The 16,726-nt window shown below is 40.9% G+C and carries 12 protein-coding genes and 2 tRNA genes; 12 read left to right on the top strand and 2 right to left on the bottom strand.

Features of this window, described 5'->3' with window-relative positions:
• Positions 1-3: 3 nt before the first annotated feature.
• Both AFM12_RS19115 and hflX read right to left on the bottom strand, forming a co-directional pair.
• Positions 4-75: transfer RNA gene (locus tag AFM12_RS19115), tRNA-Arg, on the bottom strand.
• 51 nt (positions 76-126) lie between these two features.
• On the bottom strand, positions 127-1,386 hold the full coding sequence (hflX, locus tag AFM12_RS19110) for a GTPase HflX (protein ID WP_055151969.1): 1,260 nt from the start codon (positions 1,384-1,386) through the stop codon (positions 127-129).
• Between the two features lie 506 nt (positions 1,387-1,892).
• Between hflX and smpB the strand changes: the two genes are divergently transcribed.
• From smpB to AFM12_RS19050, 12 genes are all read left to right on the top strand, one after another.
• A complete protein-coding gene (gene smpB, locus AFM12_RS19105; RefSeq protein ID WP_055151966.1) occupies positions 1,893-2,348 on the top strand; it encodes an SsrA-binding protein SmpB in 456 nt (151 codons plus the stop codon).
• Positions 2,349-2,422: 74 nt separating this feature from the next.
• Positions 2,423-2,932: an HNH endonuclease gene (locus tag AFM12_RS19100; RefSeq protein WP_055151977.1), complete on the top strand. Its 510-nt coding sequence runs from the start codon at positions 2,423-2,425 to the stop codon at positions 2,930-2,932.
• A gap of 143 nt (positions 2,933-3,075) precedes the next feature.
• Positions 3,076-4,854 (top strand): 30S ribosomal protein S1, encoded by a 1,779-nt coding sequence (gene rpsA, locus AFM12_RS19095; RefSeq protein ID WP_055151963.1) that lies wholly within the window; start codon positions 3,076-3,078, stop codon positions 4,852-4,854.
• 162 nt (positions 4,855-5,016) lie between these two features.
• Positions 5,017-5,087, top strand: a tRNA-Cys gene (locus AFM12_RS19090).
• A 255-nt stretch (positions 5,088-5,342) separates the two neighbouring features.
• Positions 5,343-6,557, top strand: coding sequence for a c-type cytochrome (locus AFM12_RS19085; protein WP_055151960.1), 1,215 nt, complete (start codon positions 5,343-5,345; stop codon positions 6,555-6,557).
• A 44-nt stretch (positions 6,558-6,601) separates the two neighbouring features.
• Complete coding sequence (locus AFM12_RS19080; protein WP_055151957.1) at positions 6,602-9,658, top strand: TAT-variant-translocated molybdopterin oxidoreductase; 3,057 nt, start codon at positions 6,602-6,604, stop codon at positions 9,656-9,658.
• 47 nt (positions 9,659-9,705) lie between these two features.
• Positions 9,706-11,067: an NrfD/PsrC family molybdoenzyme membrane anchor subunit gene (gene nrfD / locus AFM12_RS19075; protein WP_055151954.1), complete on the top strand. Its 1,362-nt coding sequence runs from the start codon at positions 9,706-9,708 to the stop codon at positions 11,065-11,067.
• Between the two features lie 30 nt (positions 11,068-11,097).
• Positions 11,098-11,619: a DUF3341 domain-containing protein gene (locus AFM12_RS19070; RefSeq protein ID WP_055151951.1), complete on the top strand. Its 522-nt coding sequence runs from the start codon at positions 11,098-11,100 to the stop codon at positions 11,617-11,619.
• Between the two features lie 9 nt (positions 11,620-11,628).
• The gene (locus AFM12_RS19065) at positions 11,629-12,237 is read left to right on the top strand and encodes a c-type cytochrome (protein WP_055151948.1); all 609 of its coding nucleotides are present in this window, start codon (positions 11,629-11,631) and stop codon (positions 12,235-12,237) included.
• Between the two features lie 51 nt (positions 12,238-12,288).
• Positions 12,289-13,644 (top strand): hypothetical protein, encoded by a 1,356-nt coding sequence (locus tag AFM12_RS19060; protein ID WP_055151946.1) that lies wholly within the window; start codon positions 12,289-12,291, stop codon positions 13,642-13,644.
• Between the two features lie 38 nt (positions 13,645-13,682).
• The gene (locus AFM12_RS19055) at positions 13,683-14,783 is read left to right on the top strand and encodes a cytochrome c oxidase subunit II (protein WP_055151943.1); all 1,101 of its coding nucleotides are present in this window, start codon (positions 13,683-13,685) and stop codon (positions 14,781-14,783) included.
• 33 nt (positions 14,784-14,816) lie between these two features.
• A complete protein-coding gene (locus AFM12_RS19050; protein WP_055151940.1) occupies positions 14,817-16,679 on the top strand; it encodes a cytochrome c oxidase subunit I in 1,863 nt (620 codons plus the stop codon).
• Positions 16,680-16,726 lie beyond the last annotated feature (47 nt).

Below are 16,726 nucleotides of genomic sequence, written 5' to 3'. Positions count from 1 at the left end.
TTGTGATCCCACCAGGAATCGAACCTGGATCTAGAGTTTAGGAAACTCCTATTCTATCCGTTGAACTATGGGACCAATGGCAGGCAGGTATCCATTGAATTACGGGGTCTTGTGGTACAAAAATAATCAACCCTCGCTTTCTTCCCAATTTACTTCACCCTGCCAGTCGTAAAGCGGGTTCTGTTTAGGGTCCCAGTTCGGATAAATGTCAAAGTGTTTTTCACCTAAGGTTTTGAGTAGAATTGACCTCAATTCGGCAATATTTTCTTTTTCTGTTGCCGAAAGGAAAACTACATTTTCGGTGTTTTTACTCAAATAGCTCGACTTCAAACGGGCAAGATTTTTCTGGAGGTCTTCTTCGGTGGCCAAGTGGTCATCCAGTCCTTCTTCTGATTCTGGTTGATACAAATCAAGCTTATTGAAAACCAAAATTGTAGGCTTGTCTGAGGCTCCAATATCCGTCAATGTTTGATTCACCACATCAATGTGTTCTTCAAAAGAGGGGTGTGAAATATCAACTACATGTAATAGAATATCCGCTTCTCTAATCTCGTCAAGAGTAGATTTGAAAGACTCAATAAGCGTTGTTGGCAACTTCCGGATAAAACCAACGGTATCGGTCAATAGAAAAGGAATATTACCCAGCACTAATTTTCTAACAGTCGAGTCAATGGTCGCAAAAAGCTTGTTTTCTGCAAAAACATCAGCTTTGGCGAGAACCTGCATCAGCGTTGATTTTCCAACGTTCGTATAACCGACAAGAGCCACACGAACCAGTCTGTTCCGCTCTTTTCTGCGTGTCATAGATTGCTTATCTATTTTCTCCAGTTTCTTTTTCAGGAAAGTGATACGATCTCTTACGATACGTTTATCGGTTTCCAGCTCTTTCTCACCCGGGCCACGCATACCCACACCACCTTTTTGTTTACTGAGGTGAGTCCACATTCTGGTGAGTCGCGGGTAAAGGTATTGGTATTGGGCTAACTCTACCTGTTTTTTTGCCTGATCTGTTTTAGCTCTTTGAGAGAAGATGTTCAAAATTAGCAAGCTCCTGTCCAGTACTTTAATATCTTTAAAGTTGGCTTCAAGGTTTCTTACCTGAGAAGGAGAAAGGTCATCATCAAAAATGATCGCATCCACCGGGTTTATGTCAATCCAGGTTCTGATTTCCTCTAATTTTCCTTTACCCACAAAAGTCTTATTGTCAGGCGTCGGTAGTCGCTGCTCAAAAACTTTCATCGTCTTGAGGCCGGCAGTTTTAGCAAGAAAGGCAAGTTCATCTAGGTACTCTTCGGTCTTTTCTTTATTCTGATTCTGACTAATAAGACCTACCAAAACACATTTTTCTTTCTTTTTGGAAGTTGATATTAAAGGAGTATTCAGCAAATTGGTTTTGTTTTAATTTTGATTGATTTTGGGCTCGTGCCAAAATTACAATATCAAATTAGATTTCTATTAAGCAAAACAGGTAAACCGCTGGTTGTCAAGTAGAAATATTTTTTGAGTTTTTTGATAAAAAATGCTTCAGTTACTTTGGCACAGTATTCGTAACCATGGTGAGCGTAACGGAATTAATCATTGATTAGTTTTGTTTGAAGCACAAAAATGTTTTACTTGAAAAAAAGAAAACGTTGCAAATTCAAAAGGTAGTACATACATTTGTCCTCCTTGCACCACGCACTAAAGACATTTGAACTTTACAAGTTCATAAAGATTTAATCCGCAGTTGACGTCACGCAAGTCGTGACTACACATGGATTATTAGGAAAGCACGTAAGTCGGAATCCCTGTCACTAAAATTGAGGCAGGGATTTTTCATTTTTATCCCATTCCGGATTCTATTCTGCAGTTCATTTGAAACTCTCTCCTCTTTATGACTAGTTTTGCAGCCCATGTCAAACAAGATTTCCAAAAATATTGAGATCAAAAACAGGAAAGCCTCTTTTGAGTATCAGTTTATCGATACTTATACGGCCGGAATTGTTTTAAAAGGAACTGAAATTAAGTCAATTAGAATGGGCAAAGTCAACATCTCTGACGCCTATTGCTATTTTGATGATGGAGAGCTTTACATCAAGAACCTCAATATTTCTGCCTATGATTACGGCACACACTATAATCATGATCCGCTTCGCGACCGTAAGCTTCTACTTCAAAAGAAGGAGCTCAAAAAACTGGAGGCAAAACTCAAGGATGTTGGTCTTACGGTAATTCCTACTAAGATCTACGTGAACGATAGTGGACTTGCTAAAATCAATATTGCTCTGGCGAAAGGAAAAAAACTTTACGATAAGAGAGAGAGCATAAAAGCAAAAGACATAGAAAGGCAGGAAAGCAGACGCTTTTAACAATTACTTAATCTTCTTGGTATTACTGTTTTTACTTGAGAATCAGTATATTCGGCCTGAATATAACCAATTCTATGGGTCGGAAAGTCTTAGTGTTAAATGCAGATTATACAGCCATTAGTGTCTGTACGGTCCCTAAAGCATTTTTACTGGTCTATCTTAAAAAGGCTGAATTACTCAAAGATGACGAGGCCGGAAGCTTGAGAACAGTTTCTGCCACTTACCCATTACCGGCAGTTATTAAGCTACACCACTACGTTAATGTCCCTTACAAAAGCGTAGTTCTTAATCGTCAGAATATTTTCAAACGGGATGGTAACAAATGTGTTTACTGTGGCAATAGCCGTGAGCTAACCCTTGATCATGTCATTCCTAAATCTCGTGGTGGTAAAACCAACTGGGACAACCTAGTTGCGGCCTGCCGCCGATGTAACAGCCGAAAAGGACACTTTACTCCTGAAGAGGCTGAGATGCCATTGGCTGTAAAGCCTTTCAAGCCTACTTTCGTTACTTTTCTGAGAGACTTTTCGGGCAATACCAGCGAAACCTGGGCTCCTTATCTCAGCCGCTCGCAGTCTGCCTAGTTATTTCAATCTACTTATTGGTAATTCGGTACTCTTTCCGTACTTTTGCAGTCCTTTTTAGGAAGGGTGTTTTTTGTTCAATTAAATTCCTGAATCTTTAGCCTGGCTTCAGGACGTATAAAAGGGCTGTTTATCAAATATTTATGACAAATCAAGAATTTCCTGAATTTGATTGGGAGAGAGTCTCAAAAAAAGGAATCGGCGGAGGTTATTCTGCTGCTGAAAAACAAGAGCTTGCAAAAGCTTATGAAGAAACACTAACAACTATCGAAGAAAAAGATGTTGTTGATGCTACCGTAGTAGGTGTTTCTGATCGTGAAGTATTACTAAACATTGGTTTCAAATCTGACGGTATCGTTTCCAGATCTGAATTCCGTGATCTTCCTAACCTTAAAATCGGTGATACCGTTGAGGTATTCATTGAAAAGCAAGAGGATGCATTAGGTCAGTTGGTAATCTCTCGTAAAAAGGCCAGAATCCTTACGGCTTGGAGCAATATTGAGAAGGCGTTTGAAGAAGATACTATTCTTAACGCTTTTGTTAAGCGTCGTACTAAGGGTGGTCTAATCGTTGATATTCATGGAATTGAGGCGTTCTTGCCAGGTTCTCAGATTGACGTTAAGCCGATCCGCGACTTCGATATCTTTGTAAACAAAGAAATGGAGGTTAAAGTAGTGAAAATCAATCACGCTAACGATAACGTGGTGGTTTCTCACAAAGTATTAATTGAGAAAGATCTTGAAAAACAACGTCAGCAAATCCTTACGAACCTTGAGAAAGGTCAGGTACTTGAGGGTGTTGTTAAAAATATCACAAACTTCGGTGTGTTCATCGATCTTGGTGGTGTTGATGGCTTGTTGCACATCACTGACATCAGCTGGGGCCGTGTTAATCACCCGAACGAAATTCTTAACCTTGACGACAAGATCAACGTGGTTGTTCTTGATTTCGACGAGGACAAGAAGCGTATTTCTCTTGGTATGAAGCAGCTTGAGGCTCATCCTTGGGATTCACTTGCCGCTGATCTTGAGGTTAACTCTAAGGTTAAAGGTAAGATTGTAAACATTGCTGATTACGGTGCTTTCCTTGAAATCACTCCGGGTGTTGAAGGTTTGATCCACGTTTCAGAAATGTCATGGTCTCAGCACCTTCGCAATCCGTCTGATTTCCTTCAGATTGGAGACGAAATCGAGGCCGTTGTTCTTACAATGGACAAAGAAGAGCGTAAAATGTCTCTTGGCATCAAGCAGTTGACTGAAGATCCTTGGACGAAGCAAGACTTGTTAAGCAAATATGCTGTTGGTACAAAACATAAAGGTACTGTTCGTAACCTTACAAACTTCGGTCTTTTCCTTGAGCTTGAAGAAGGTATCGATGGTCTTGTTCACGTTTCTGACCTTTCATGGACTAAGAAAATCAAGCATCCGTCTGATTTCGTTAAGATTGGAGACGAGCTTGAGGTAGTTGTTCTTGAGCTTGACGGTGAGAACAGAAGACTTGCTCTTAGCCACAAGCACATGGAAGAAAATCCATGGGATGCATTTGAAGGAACTTTCGGGGTAGGCACTACTCACGAGTGTACAATCATTTCAAAAGCTGATAAAGTAGCTACACTCGAATTGCCTTACGGTATCGAGGGTTCTGCTGTATTGAAGCAGTTAGGTAAGGAAGATGGCACTCTTGCTGAAGTAGGAGAGAAGCTTCCTTTCGTAGTAATGGAGTTTAGTAAAGATGAGAGAAAGATTGTTCTTTCTCACACTAAAACATGGGATGGCTCTGAAGTAGAAGAAGCTCCTAAGAAAAAGTCTTCCGGTAAGGCAGCAGCCAAGGCTGCAAGTCAGCCTGCTGAGAAGTCTACTTTAGGTGATCTTGACGCTCTTGCTGCTTTGAAAGCAGAAATGGAGGCTCCTAAGAAAAAATAATCATCGGTTAATTTAACCGCTGAAAAAACCAAATTAAAGACCGGAATTTTTATTCCGGTCTTTATTAAAATTCTTCAGAAAGCTTTTGGGGTTTGGCACTACAATTGTAGTTTTGCTTCCCGAAATCGAGAGTTTTTTCAACTCAGGTTTTGAAGGAAAAATGGTCCCGTGACCGAGAGGCTAGGTAGTGGTCTGCAAAACCATGTACAGCGGTTCGAATCCGCTCGGGACCTCTTCAGGTAAAGCATTTTTTGGTAACGCTTTTGCTTTAGTTATCTTATTTAAATACCATTTGATATCCTACTAAAACGGTAGTTTTTCAAATGGTATTTTTGTTTATAACTTGCTTAAAATGTGGGCTTTAAATATCTATTTGAAATCATTCTAAATTGGTGAGCCCTATCGAAAAAATCAAAATACTTTTTTGACGGAACTTTTTCCATAACTAGATTTGCAACTCAAAAAAAGTATCTATTCACAATAGAGATATGTACAAATCGCATATAAGACCTTTTCTACTTTTACTTTTTTCTCTTTCAACGCTTAGTTTATCATTCGGCCAGGGTTCTGCTGATGGCGATCCGGTAGCAGGTGAGAAGTTATTCAATAATAACTGTGCTCAGTGTCATGCTTATGATGCTGCCGTTGTGGTAGGTCCGGGTTTGAAGGGGATTGAAGAAAGAAGAGATTATGATTGGCTTAAAGCCTGGATTCAAAACCCTGCTGCTGTTATTGCCAGCGGTGATGATTATGCTGTTGAACTTTATGAAAAGTACAACAAAACTCAGATGACTGCTTTTCAAAGCTTCGGCGATGAAGAGATCTCGGCTATTCTGGCTTATGTAAAGCAGGCTAATGAAGCCGCCCCTGCCGCTGCTGAAGCAGATGGTGGTGCTGCGGTAGCTGCTGCTGGTGATTCAGGAAACGGTAAAGTATTCAACGTGATTCTGGTCGCTTTGCTTGTGATCATGGGTCTTGTTCTTCTTGCTTTATTGGCTGTTTTGAATCTGTTGAACCAGCTGAACAAAGGAGATAGTGAAGTAATCGACACCAGAGGTATTGGTCAGAGAGTTAATGATGGTCTACGTTCTGTTTTTCAGAATGCTACAGTTAGAAATGCAATAATTGTACTTTTTCTTCTATTTGGTGCCAAAGCGACGTTTGATGGTTTGTATGGTATAGGTGTTCATCAGGGTTATGCTCCTACACAGCCGATTCCGTTCTCTCACAAACTTCACGCTGGTGAGATGGAAATTAGCTGTGCTTATTGTCATACAGGAGTATATAAAGGAAAGCAGGCCGGTATTCCGTCAGCGAGTATTTGTATGAACTGCCATAATACCATTAAGCAAGGTTCTCCAAACATTCAGAAAATCTATGCGGCTATTGAGAATGATCAACCGATTGAATGGGTAAGAGTTCATAACCTTCCCGATCTTGCATATTTCAATCACTCTCAGCACACTGCTGTTGCTGGTTTGGATTGTGAGAACTGTCACGGTGAAATTCCTCAGATGGAAGTAGTTCAGCAAAGACATTCTTTGACCATGGGATGGTGTATTGACTGTCATAGAGAAACTGATGTTAACTCAAAAGGGAATGCTTATTACGACGCTCTTCTCGAAGCTCATAATGCAGCCTCTTCTGAGAATATGAAGGTTGAAGATATCGGAGGCCTTGAGTGTGCCAGATGTCATTATTAATAACGAATTCAAAGTAAATATCCTTTAGGGAAAATATAATACGAATGGAAAATACTACTAAAAAGTATTGGAAAGGAATTGAGGAGTACAGGAATGATATTGAGGTAGTGAAAAATGCCGAAAAGGAATTCAATTTAGAAGACCTTGATGGCGGAACTCACCGAAGAGACTTCCTGAAAATGTTAGGTTTTGGTGTTACGGCGGTATCACTTGCAGCTTGCGATGCTCCTGTTAGAAAAACCATCCCTTACCTTAATAAGCCGGAGTCTGTAGAGCCAGGTGTTCCTAATTATTTCGCAACAACCTATGCCGAGGGCGGAGAATTTTGCAGTGTTCTTGTAAAGACTGTTGAAGGACGTCCTATCAAAATCGAAGGAAACAAGCTTTCTTCAATTACCAACGGTGGTGTAAGTGCTCGTGTTCATGCTTCCGTTCTTTCATTATATGATAACGAGAAACTAAAGGGACCTCAAAAAGAAGGTAAAGACATTAGCTGGGAAGATTTGGATAAAGAGGTTATGGCTGGTCTGTCATCCGCTTCAAACATCAGAATCGTTTCTTCAAGTGTGTTTTCTCCAACCACCAAAAAGGTAGTTGCTGATTTTACTTCGAAATATCCTTCAGCCGTTCATGTAACTTATGATGCTAATTCAGCATCAGGAATCATTGAAGCTAATGAGGCTTCTTTTGGAAAGGCTGCTATTCCTTCGTATAATTTTGATAAAGCCAATGTCATCGTGGGTGTTAACTGCGATTTTCTTGGTACATGGCTTTCGCCAGTTGAGTTTGCCGGACAATGGGCAAAAGGAAGAAAGCTAACCAGTGGTAAGGATGGTAAGCATACTATGTCTCGTCATTATCAGTTCGAGACCGGCCTTACAACAACTGGTGCTTCTGCCGATTATAGAGGTATGATTAAGCCTTCACAAGAAGGAGCATTGTTGGTAGCTCTTTACAATAAACTTGCTGGCAACACCATCGGTAATTCAGCGTTCAGTGATGAGTTGCTTGACAAGTGCGTTGCTGATCTTAAAGCGGCTTCGGGTTCTGCCCTCGTCGTTTCAGGTTCAAATGACAAGGCAATTCAAACTGTTGTCAACGGTATCAACAGTTTACTTGGAAGCTACGGCAATACCATCAGTTTTGCTAAAACATTAAACAATCGTCAGGGAACAAGTGCTGAAGTAGCACAGTTTGTTTCTGATTTGAATGGGGGTAAAGTGGATGCGGTTATCTTTATGGATGCCAATCCGGTTTACAGTCACCCACAAGGTGCTAAAATTGCTGAGTCTTTAGCAAAGGTAAAGACTTCAGTGTCTTTTGCTGACAGAGCTGACGAGACAGCGGCTATTTGTAAATTTATTGCCCCTGCTCCTCATTATCTGGAGTCTTGGGGTGATGTTGAGCCTAAAACCGGCTCTTACTCACTTCAACAGCCTACAATTTCTTTGATATATAACACTCGTCAGGCTCAATCAAGCCTTTTGGCTTGGGCCGGTCTGGATAGTGATTATCATAAATACCTTAAGTCTAACTGGAAATCGAATATCCTAAGTGGTAAGTCTTGGGTTTCTGTTCTTCATGATGGAGTATATGATTCAGGTGCCTCTTCTGATGGTACTGTTTCATTCGCAGGTGATTTGGGTGCTGCAGCGGCTTCAATTGCGTCATCAAAAGATGGTGGTCTTGAAATAGCAGTATTTGAATCTGTGGCTATCGGAACTGGAAATCAGGCAAATAATCCTTGGCTTCAGGAAGTTCCGGATCCTATATCTAAGGTTACTTGGGAAAATACCCTGGCGGTTTCTCAAAAAACGGCTAATGAATTAGGTCTTGAAAAAGGAGACTGGGCGAAACTTTCAGCTGGTGGATATGAAATTGAATTGCCTGTATTGATTCAACCGGGTCAGGCTCACAGCACGGTTTCAGTAGCTATGGGCTACGGCCGTACAGCCGCTGGTAAAGCTGGTAATGTTGGTGCGAATGCCAATCCGTTTACAAATGGTGTGAATTGGACTGGCGGTGCTTCAATTGAAAAAACGAAATCAGGTTACACCCTTGCTCAAACACAAACTCATGAAACAGTTATGGGCCGATCGGCTGTGGTTCAGGAGTCAGTTTTAAGTGAGTACGTAAAAGATAATAAGGCTGGTCGTTTCGAGCCAATGATTGAGACGTCTGAAGGTGCCGTTAAACCTTACACCATTACCTTATGGAATGGTCACGAGAAAAAGAACCATAGCTGGGGAATGGTCATTGACCTTAACACCTGTACGGGATGTGCCGCTTGTTTAGTTTCTTGTCAGGCAGAAAATAACGTAGCTGTTGTAGGTAAAAAAGAGGTGGTTAGAGCTCGCGAGATGCACTGGATCCGTCTTGACAGATATTACAGCACAGATGCAGATACTGAGTATCAGATTAACCCAAGTCATCTGGAGAAAATGGAGCATGCTTCAGAAAATCCGGAGGTGGTTATTCAGCCAATGATGTGTCAGCATTGTAGTAATGCACCTTGTGAAACGGTTTGTCCGGTGTTGGCAACAACACATAGTTCAGAAGGTCTTAACCAGATGACATACAACAGATGTGTGGGTACGAGATATTGTGCAAACAACTGTCCTTACAAAGTTCGTCGTTTCAACTGGTGGAAGTACTATGAGAATGATCAGTTTGACTATAACATGAATAATGAACTGGGCAGGATGGTTCTTAACCCAGATGTTACAGTTCGTTCAAGAGGGGTTATTGAGAAGTGTTCAATGTGTGTTCAGCGTATTCAGGCTGGCAAACTCACAGCGAAGAAAGAGAAGCGTCGCCCGGTAGATGGTGAGATTGAAACAGCATGTTCGCAGTCTTGTCCTACAGGAGCTATCTTATTCGGTGATATGCTTGATCCTAATTCAAGAATCTCCAAGGCCCTGGAGGTTGAGAAAGAGGGAAGAGCATTCCACGTTCTCGAAGAAATTAACGTTCAGCCGCAAATCAGCTATCTGACAAAAATCAGAAACAAAGATTTGGTAGATTCAAAGGCTCCAGGTATGCATAGTGCAACTGAGCATCATGAAGAAGAGGCTCATGCCGAAGAAGAGCATAACGGATAAGAAAAAAGAATTTAAACTAAACATAAAAGGCTAAAAGCGTAGCAATTATGCAAGTAGTTTCGCCAATAAGAGAAAAATTAGTTACAGGTGGTAAGACCTACCACGATGTTACTGAAGACATCAGCAGGCAGGTTGAAGGGCCTGTAACCAAAGAATGGAAAGTTGTCTTTGGTATTTCCTTAATCGTTTTGCTTTACGGTGCCTACTGGGTTTACCAAACATGGTGGAATGGTCTTGGTAACTGGGGTCTTAACAAGACAGTAGGTTGGGCATGGGATATCACTAACTTCGTTTGGTGGGTAGGTATTGGTCATGCCGGTACATTGATTTCAGCCATCCTTTTGTTATTCCGTCAGAAATGGAGAACATCAATCAACCGTGCGGCAGAAGCCATGACGATTTTCGCGGTACTTTGTGCGGGAACATTTATTTTCCTTCACATGGGGCGTCCGTGGTTAGCTTATTGGGCATTACCACTTCCAAATACTTTTGGTTCTCTTTGGGTTAACTTTAACTCTCCTCTCGTTTGGGACGTTTTCGCGATCTCTACCTACCTTTCAGTTTCGTTACTTTTCTGGTATATCGGTTTGATTCCTGACTTAGCAACTATCAGAGACAGAGCAACTGGTATCAGAAAAACAATTTACGGAGCTCTATCAATGGGTTGGACAGGTGGAGCAAGAGCTTGGGCGAGATACGAAGATGTTTCTTTGATTCTTGCAGGTCTTTCTACACCTCTTGTACTTTCAGTACACACCATTGTATCCTTTGACTTCGCAACCTCGGTAATACCGGGATGGCACACCACCATCTTCCCTCCTTATTTCGTTGCAGGTGCAATTTTCTCTGGTTTCGCTATGGTTCAAAACCTGATGTTGATCACGAGAGTTGTTTACAAGCTTGAAGATTACATCACAATGGAGCACATCTCCTTAATGAATAAGATCATTACAGTAACTGGTTCAATTGTGGGTGTTGCTTATATCACAGAGTTCTTTATTGCTGCCTATTCAGGAGTTCAGTATGAAAGCTACGCATTCATCAACAGAGCAACCGGTCCTCTTTGGTGGTCATATGCTGCTATGATGACCTGTAACGTATTGTCTCCTCAGATTTTCTGGTTTAAAAAATTGAGAGAGAACATTGTTGTTTCGTTCGTAATCGCTGTGGTTGTAAACATCGGTATGTGGTTTGAACGTTTTGTAATTATTGTGACTTCATTGCACAGAGATTATCTGCCTTCAAGCTGGACGTACTTTACCCCTCGTATGGGTGATATTGGTGACTATTTATTCACCTTCGGTTTCTTCTTTGTTTGTTTCTTATTATTTGCCAAATACCTTCCTGTAATCAACATGGCAGAGGTTAAGGCGGTTTTGAAATCATCTTCAGAGAAATCAGAAAAATAAGGTTTAGAAAGTTAATTTTATAAGTCAATAATGGCACATAAAAAATACATATTAGGGGTATTTGATGACGAAGAAGAGGTGATGCACGCGGTGTCTGATGTACGCGGACAGGGTGTTAAAATTCACGAAGTTTACTCGCCATTCCCTATTCATGGTCTTGATCAGGCCTTAGGTTATCCAAGAGCTCGTATGGGTGTTCCAGCTTTCCTTTTTGGGATTACCGGGACAACACTGGCCTTTTTATTAACTTTTTGGACTTTAGGTTGGGACTGGCCAATGAATATTGGTGGTAAGAACTTTATTCCGTTCCCTACGAACATTCCTATTGTTTTCGAATTAACTGTTCTTTTGGCCTCTTACGGTATGTCTTTCGTTTTCTTCGGAATGGAAGGATTGAGTCCGGTAGCCAAGCCGGTCATTTTTGATAAGCGTATTACAGATGACAAGTTTGTAATGGCAATCGAATTGAGTAAAAACAGTGCTTCAGAAAAGGAGATTGCAGATGCTTTGAAAGGCTCAGGTGCTTCTGAAGTTAATATTAAAGAGATATAAACAGAAGAGATGAATATTTTGAAAAATAGAATTTCGCTTTTTTCAGCAGTTGCTTTAGGCTTTCTTCTGGTTTCATGTAATGATCCGGAAAGTACAGGTTGGGAGTACGCCCCCAATATGTATAACTCAAGAGCTTATGAAGCTCAGACTCAATGGAGAGCTAACGAAGTAAATCCAAATGGGATGAACATGCGTGAGCCTGTAGAGGGTACTGTAGCAAGAAGAAACTACAACACCTCTTTTGTTCAGGAAGATGGTACGGTGTTAAATGATCTTATGATTTACAACACTCATGCCGATAGCCTTGAATGGGCTGCTGCTAATTTAAGTAACCCTATTCCTTGGTCTGAGGAAGTAGAAGACGAAGGGAAGGTGCTTTATCAAAGAAACTGTCAGCATTGTCATGGTGCAAAGGGTGCTGGTGATGGTAAAGTGGCTGCAATTTACAAGGGTGTGCCAAACTACTCTTCTGACGCCTTGAGCTCTATCAGTGGTGGCCATATTTATCACGTGATTACACATGGAAAGGGTAGAATGTGGCCTCATGCTGCACAGGTTCTTCCAGAAGAGAGATGGAAAATTGTACATTATGTACAACGTTTACAATTGGGTAGCTAAAGTTTAAAATAAATCTTCCTTTACCGGAAAAAGATATACAAGAATAAAGAGATGGCTCACAAGCACGAAATAACTTCTGTTGAAGAAACATTTGACTTCTCTCCCGAGCTGAAGAAGAAATTCCTTATCGGGGGAGTAATTGGCCTGGTTTTAATAGCAATTGGAGCATTTTTAATAAACGCTGGTATCTGGGGTCCTGAAGGCTTTGCTGGTGGTGCTCATGAAGCTGCTGCTCACGGAGCAGAGGCCGCTGGCCACGGTGCTGAAGCTGCCGGCCATGGTGAAGAGCACGGTTCAGGTGCAACTTTACTGACCAGAATCATTGCTAATATTTGGATGAACTCTGTTTATTTCCTGGGTATTTCTGTAATCGGGGTATTCTTTATCTCCTATAATTACGTCGCCAAAGCTGGATGGTACACTTCATTTAAGAGAGTTCCTGAGGCTTTTCCGGCATTTATGATTATACCGGCCGCAATTATCCTTGTTTTATTCCTGGTGCCATCGACAAGACATATGATCATGCACTGGACGCATGATGGTATCATGGACCCTGCAAGTCATCATTACGACAAAATTATTGCAAGTAAAGAATGGTGGTTAAATATGCCCTTCTACATCGTGAGATTGGTGGTGTATTTCGTTGTGTGGTATTATCTGTGGACACAGATTCGTAAGAACTCTTTACTTGAGGACGCTCATGGAGATATTGAGTATTACCATAAAAGCAGACTTTATGCGAAATACTTCTTGGTATTCTTTGCCGTAACAAGTTCTACAGTAGCTTGGGATTTGTCAATGGCTATTGATACACACTGGTTCAGTACTATGTTCGGATGGTATCACTTGGCCAGTTGGCATGTGGCAGGTTTGGCAGCGATCATGCTGGTCGTTTTGACGCTGAAATCTAAAGGATACTTGTCAGGTGTAAATGATTCTGCACTTCAGGATTTGGGTAAACTAATGTTTGGTTTCTCAATTTTCTGGACTTATGTATGGTTCGACCAGTATTTATTGATTTTCTACGCTAACCTTCCAGAAGAAACTATCTATTTCAGAGAAAGAATTAGTGGATACGGCGGTAGATATTTCGCTCCTTTCATGATCAGCTTAGTGTTGAACTTCATTTTCCCTTTGCTTGTTTTAATGGCGAGAGGTTCAAAAAGGAATTATACACTATTGAAGTTAGCTTCTTGGGCGATTTTGATTGGTCACTGGTTTGATTTCTACCAAATGCACATGCCTGGTATCGCTAAAGATCAGGGTGGTATTGGCCTGATAGAGTGGGGTACTACAGCAGTATTTGTTTGCGGGTTCGCTTATGTTGTTCTGAATCAATTGAGTAAGGCAAATATGTACGCTAAGAATCACCCGTTCATTGAAGAAAGTTTACATCACGATATTTAATAGGAAGCAACATTCTATAGCTTAAAGAATTAGAAAAGATGACACTTATTATTGGAATTTTAGCTCTGTTATTTCTGGTATTGACCGTTTTGGTGATTGGAAAGACGCAGGATTTGCTCAAGAGTGTAAAGGGCGTAAAAGAAGTCGAGGACGATTCTGAAGTAGATGGTGCAAACGATTGGAATGCACTTGGATTGATGGTATTCTGGGTATTGAGTGTAGTTGGAGTTGTATGGTCTTTCCTGGATGCTAAGAAAGATTTTCTACCTGAGGCTTCATCACCACATGGTCGCGAAACTGACTATTGGTTCTGGGTTTCAATGGCAGTTATTACAGTAGCTTTTTTCATTGTAAATACTCTTCTGTTTTATTTCCCTTTGAGATACAAGTATAACAAAAACAGAAAGGCTACATTCTATCCTCACAATAATAAATTGGAGGTCATATGGACTGTGATTCCGGCATTAGTAATGGCTGGTTTGGTATTTACTGGTTTGAGAGTATGGAACAGAGTAATGGATGATGCTCCTGAGGACGCTGAAGTAATTGAAATAATGGGTCGTCAGTTTGCCTGGGCTGTTCGTTACCCTGGTGTAGATGATAACGAACTTGGTAATTACGACTACCGTCTTATGGATGATGCCGCAGGTAATAACTTCGGTATTGACTTTACGGATCCGAATTCTTTTGATGATTTTACGAATGGTACAGAAATGCACATCCCAAAGGGTAAGCCTGTATTATTGAAAATCAGAGCAAGAGACGTTTTGCACTCTGTTTTTATTCCTCACATGAGAGTTAAAATGGATGCCGTACCAGGTATGCCCACTAAATTTTGGTTTGTGGCTGACAAGTCAACTGAAGACATGCGTGCCGAATTGAACAATCCTGATTTCAACTACGAGATTGCTTGTACTGAGATTTGTGGTCGTAGCCACTTTGGTATGAAGTTACTTTTAGTAGTTGATGAACCAGAGGAATATGAGGCATGGAAGAAAGAGCAGCAGCCTTTCCTTTCACTTAACCCTGGATTCGTGGAGAAAGTACCTGATAACCTTAAGGCTCGTGCTTTGAAATATGTGGAAACGGAGGATGCTGAAGTAGCAATGGTTACAGAAGAGGTTGAGGTAGTTGAATAATTTTGCAAAAAAGAAAAAAAAGATAAGAAGTATATGGCAACGGTAGCAGCAGCACATTCAGATCACGCTCATGATGAGCACCATGATCTGGGTTTCATTAGATCTTATATATTTTCAGAAGACCACAAAGTAATTGCTAAGCAATACCTTATTTCAGGTATAATTTGGGCTATCATTGGTGGTTTAATGTCATTGGTTTTCCGTCTTCAATTAGGATTCCCTGACATGGATTTGTCTTGGTTAAAGCCAATCTTAGGGGAGTGGGTTAATGAGTCTGGTAAGTTGGATGCTAACTTCTATCTGGCTTTAGTAACCATGCACGGTACCATCATGGTTTTCTTTGTATTGACAGCAGGTTTGAGCGGTACATTCTCAAATTTCCTGATTCCATTACAGATAGGTGCAAGAGACATGGCATCGGGCTTTATGAATATGTTATCATACTGGTTTTTCTTTATCTCCAGTGTGATTATGTTCTGGTCTATTTTCATTGAAACAGGTCCTGCGGGAGGTGGTTGGGTGATTTATCCGCCTTTAAGTGCTTTAGCAGAAGCAAACCCTGGTTCAGGTACAGGAATGACTTTATGGTTGGTTTCGATGGCCTTGTTTATTGTATCATCTTTATTGGGTGGTATCAATTATGTAACAACTGTCATCAACCTGAGAACAAAAGGGATGACCTTTGATAAGATGCCACTGACAATTTGGGCGTTTACGTTTACCGCAATTTTGGGTATTCTTTCGTTCCCTGTATTGTTATCGGCTGCATTATTATTGATTTTTGACAGAAGCTTCGGTACAAGTTTCTACTTGTCTGATATCTATATTAACGGTCAGGCTCTTCCGAATCAGGGAGGTAGTCCGATTTTGTTCCAACACTTATTCTGGTTCCTTGGGCACCCTGAAGTGTACATCGTTATCCTTCCTGCTCTTGGTTTAACATCAGAGATTATCGCCACCAATTCTCGTAAACCAATCTTTGGTTACAAAGCGATGATTTTCTCAATGGCTGGTATCATGTTCCTGGCATTTATTGTGTGGGCTCACCACATGTTTATGACAGGTATGAATCCTTTCCTTGGATCCGTATTCATGTTATTGACCTTAATTATTGCGGTGCCTTCTGCGGTTAAAGCCTTTAACTATATTACCACTTTGTGGAAAGGTAATATAGTGTTTACCCCAGCTATGCTTTTTGCAATTGGTTTGGTTTCTTTCTTTGTATCGGGTGGTTTAACAGGAATTATCCTTGGTAATTCAGCATTGGACATTCAGCTTCATGATACTTACTTCGTGGTTGCTCACTTCCACCTTGTGATGGGATCTGCTGCTTTCTTCGGAATGATTGCTGGTGTTTATCACTGGTTCCCGAAAATGTTTGGGAAAATGATGAACAAAACTCTTGGATACGTTCACTTCTGGGCATCTATCATTGGTGTTTATCTGGTTTTCTTCCCTATGCACTACATCGGTATAGCTGGTTTTCCAAGAAGATATTATCAATGGTCTGGATTTGAGGCATTCAATACGTATGCTGATCTGAATGCATTCATTTCTGTTGCGGCCATTTTGACTTTTGGTGCACAGTTGATCTTCGTCTTTAACTTCATTTATTCAATTTTCTGGGGTAAGAAAGCGTCTGCTAACCCTTGGAAATCTAATACATTGGAGTGGACGACACCGGTTAATCCTGGTCATGGCAACTGGCCGGGTGAGATTCCAACAGTTTACAGATGGCCTTATGACTACAGTAAACCAGGAAGCGAATCAGATTTCATTCCTCAAAATATTCCATTCTCCGCAACTCCTGAGTCAAACTTACCGGAGGAGAATGAGTTGATCGAGGAGGAGAAGGATATAGAAAACATTGAGTACAATTATAACATTCCGGACTAAGGTTTCGGATCTATAAGGTACGATGATAACAAGTACGAAGTATGTGA

The organism is Jiulongibacter sediminis (assembly GCF_001306455.1).
Taxonomy (GTDB): Bacteria; Bacteroidota; Bacteroidia; order Cytophagales; family Spirosomataceae; genus Jiulongibacter; species Jiulongibacter sediminis.
The sequence above is the reverse complement of the archived record's forward strand: the minus strand, read 5'-3'. Positions and strand labels throughout refer to the sequence as shown.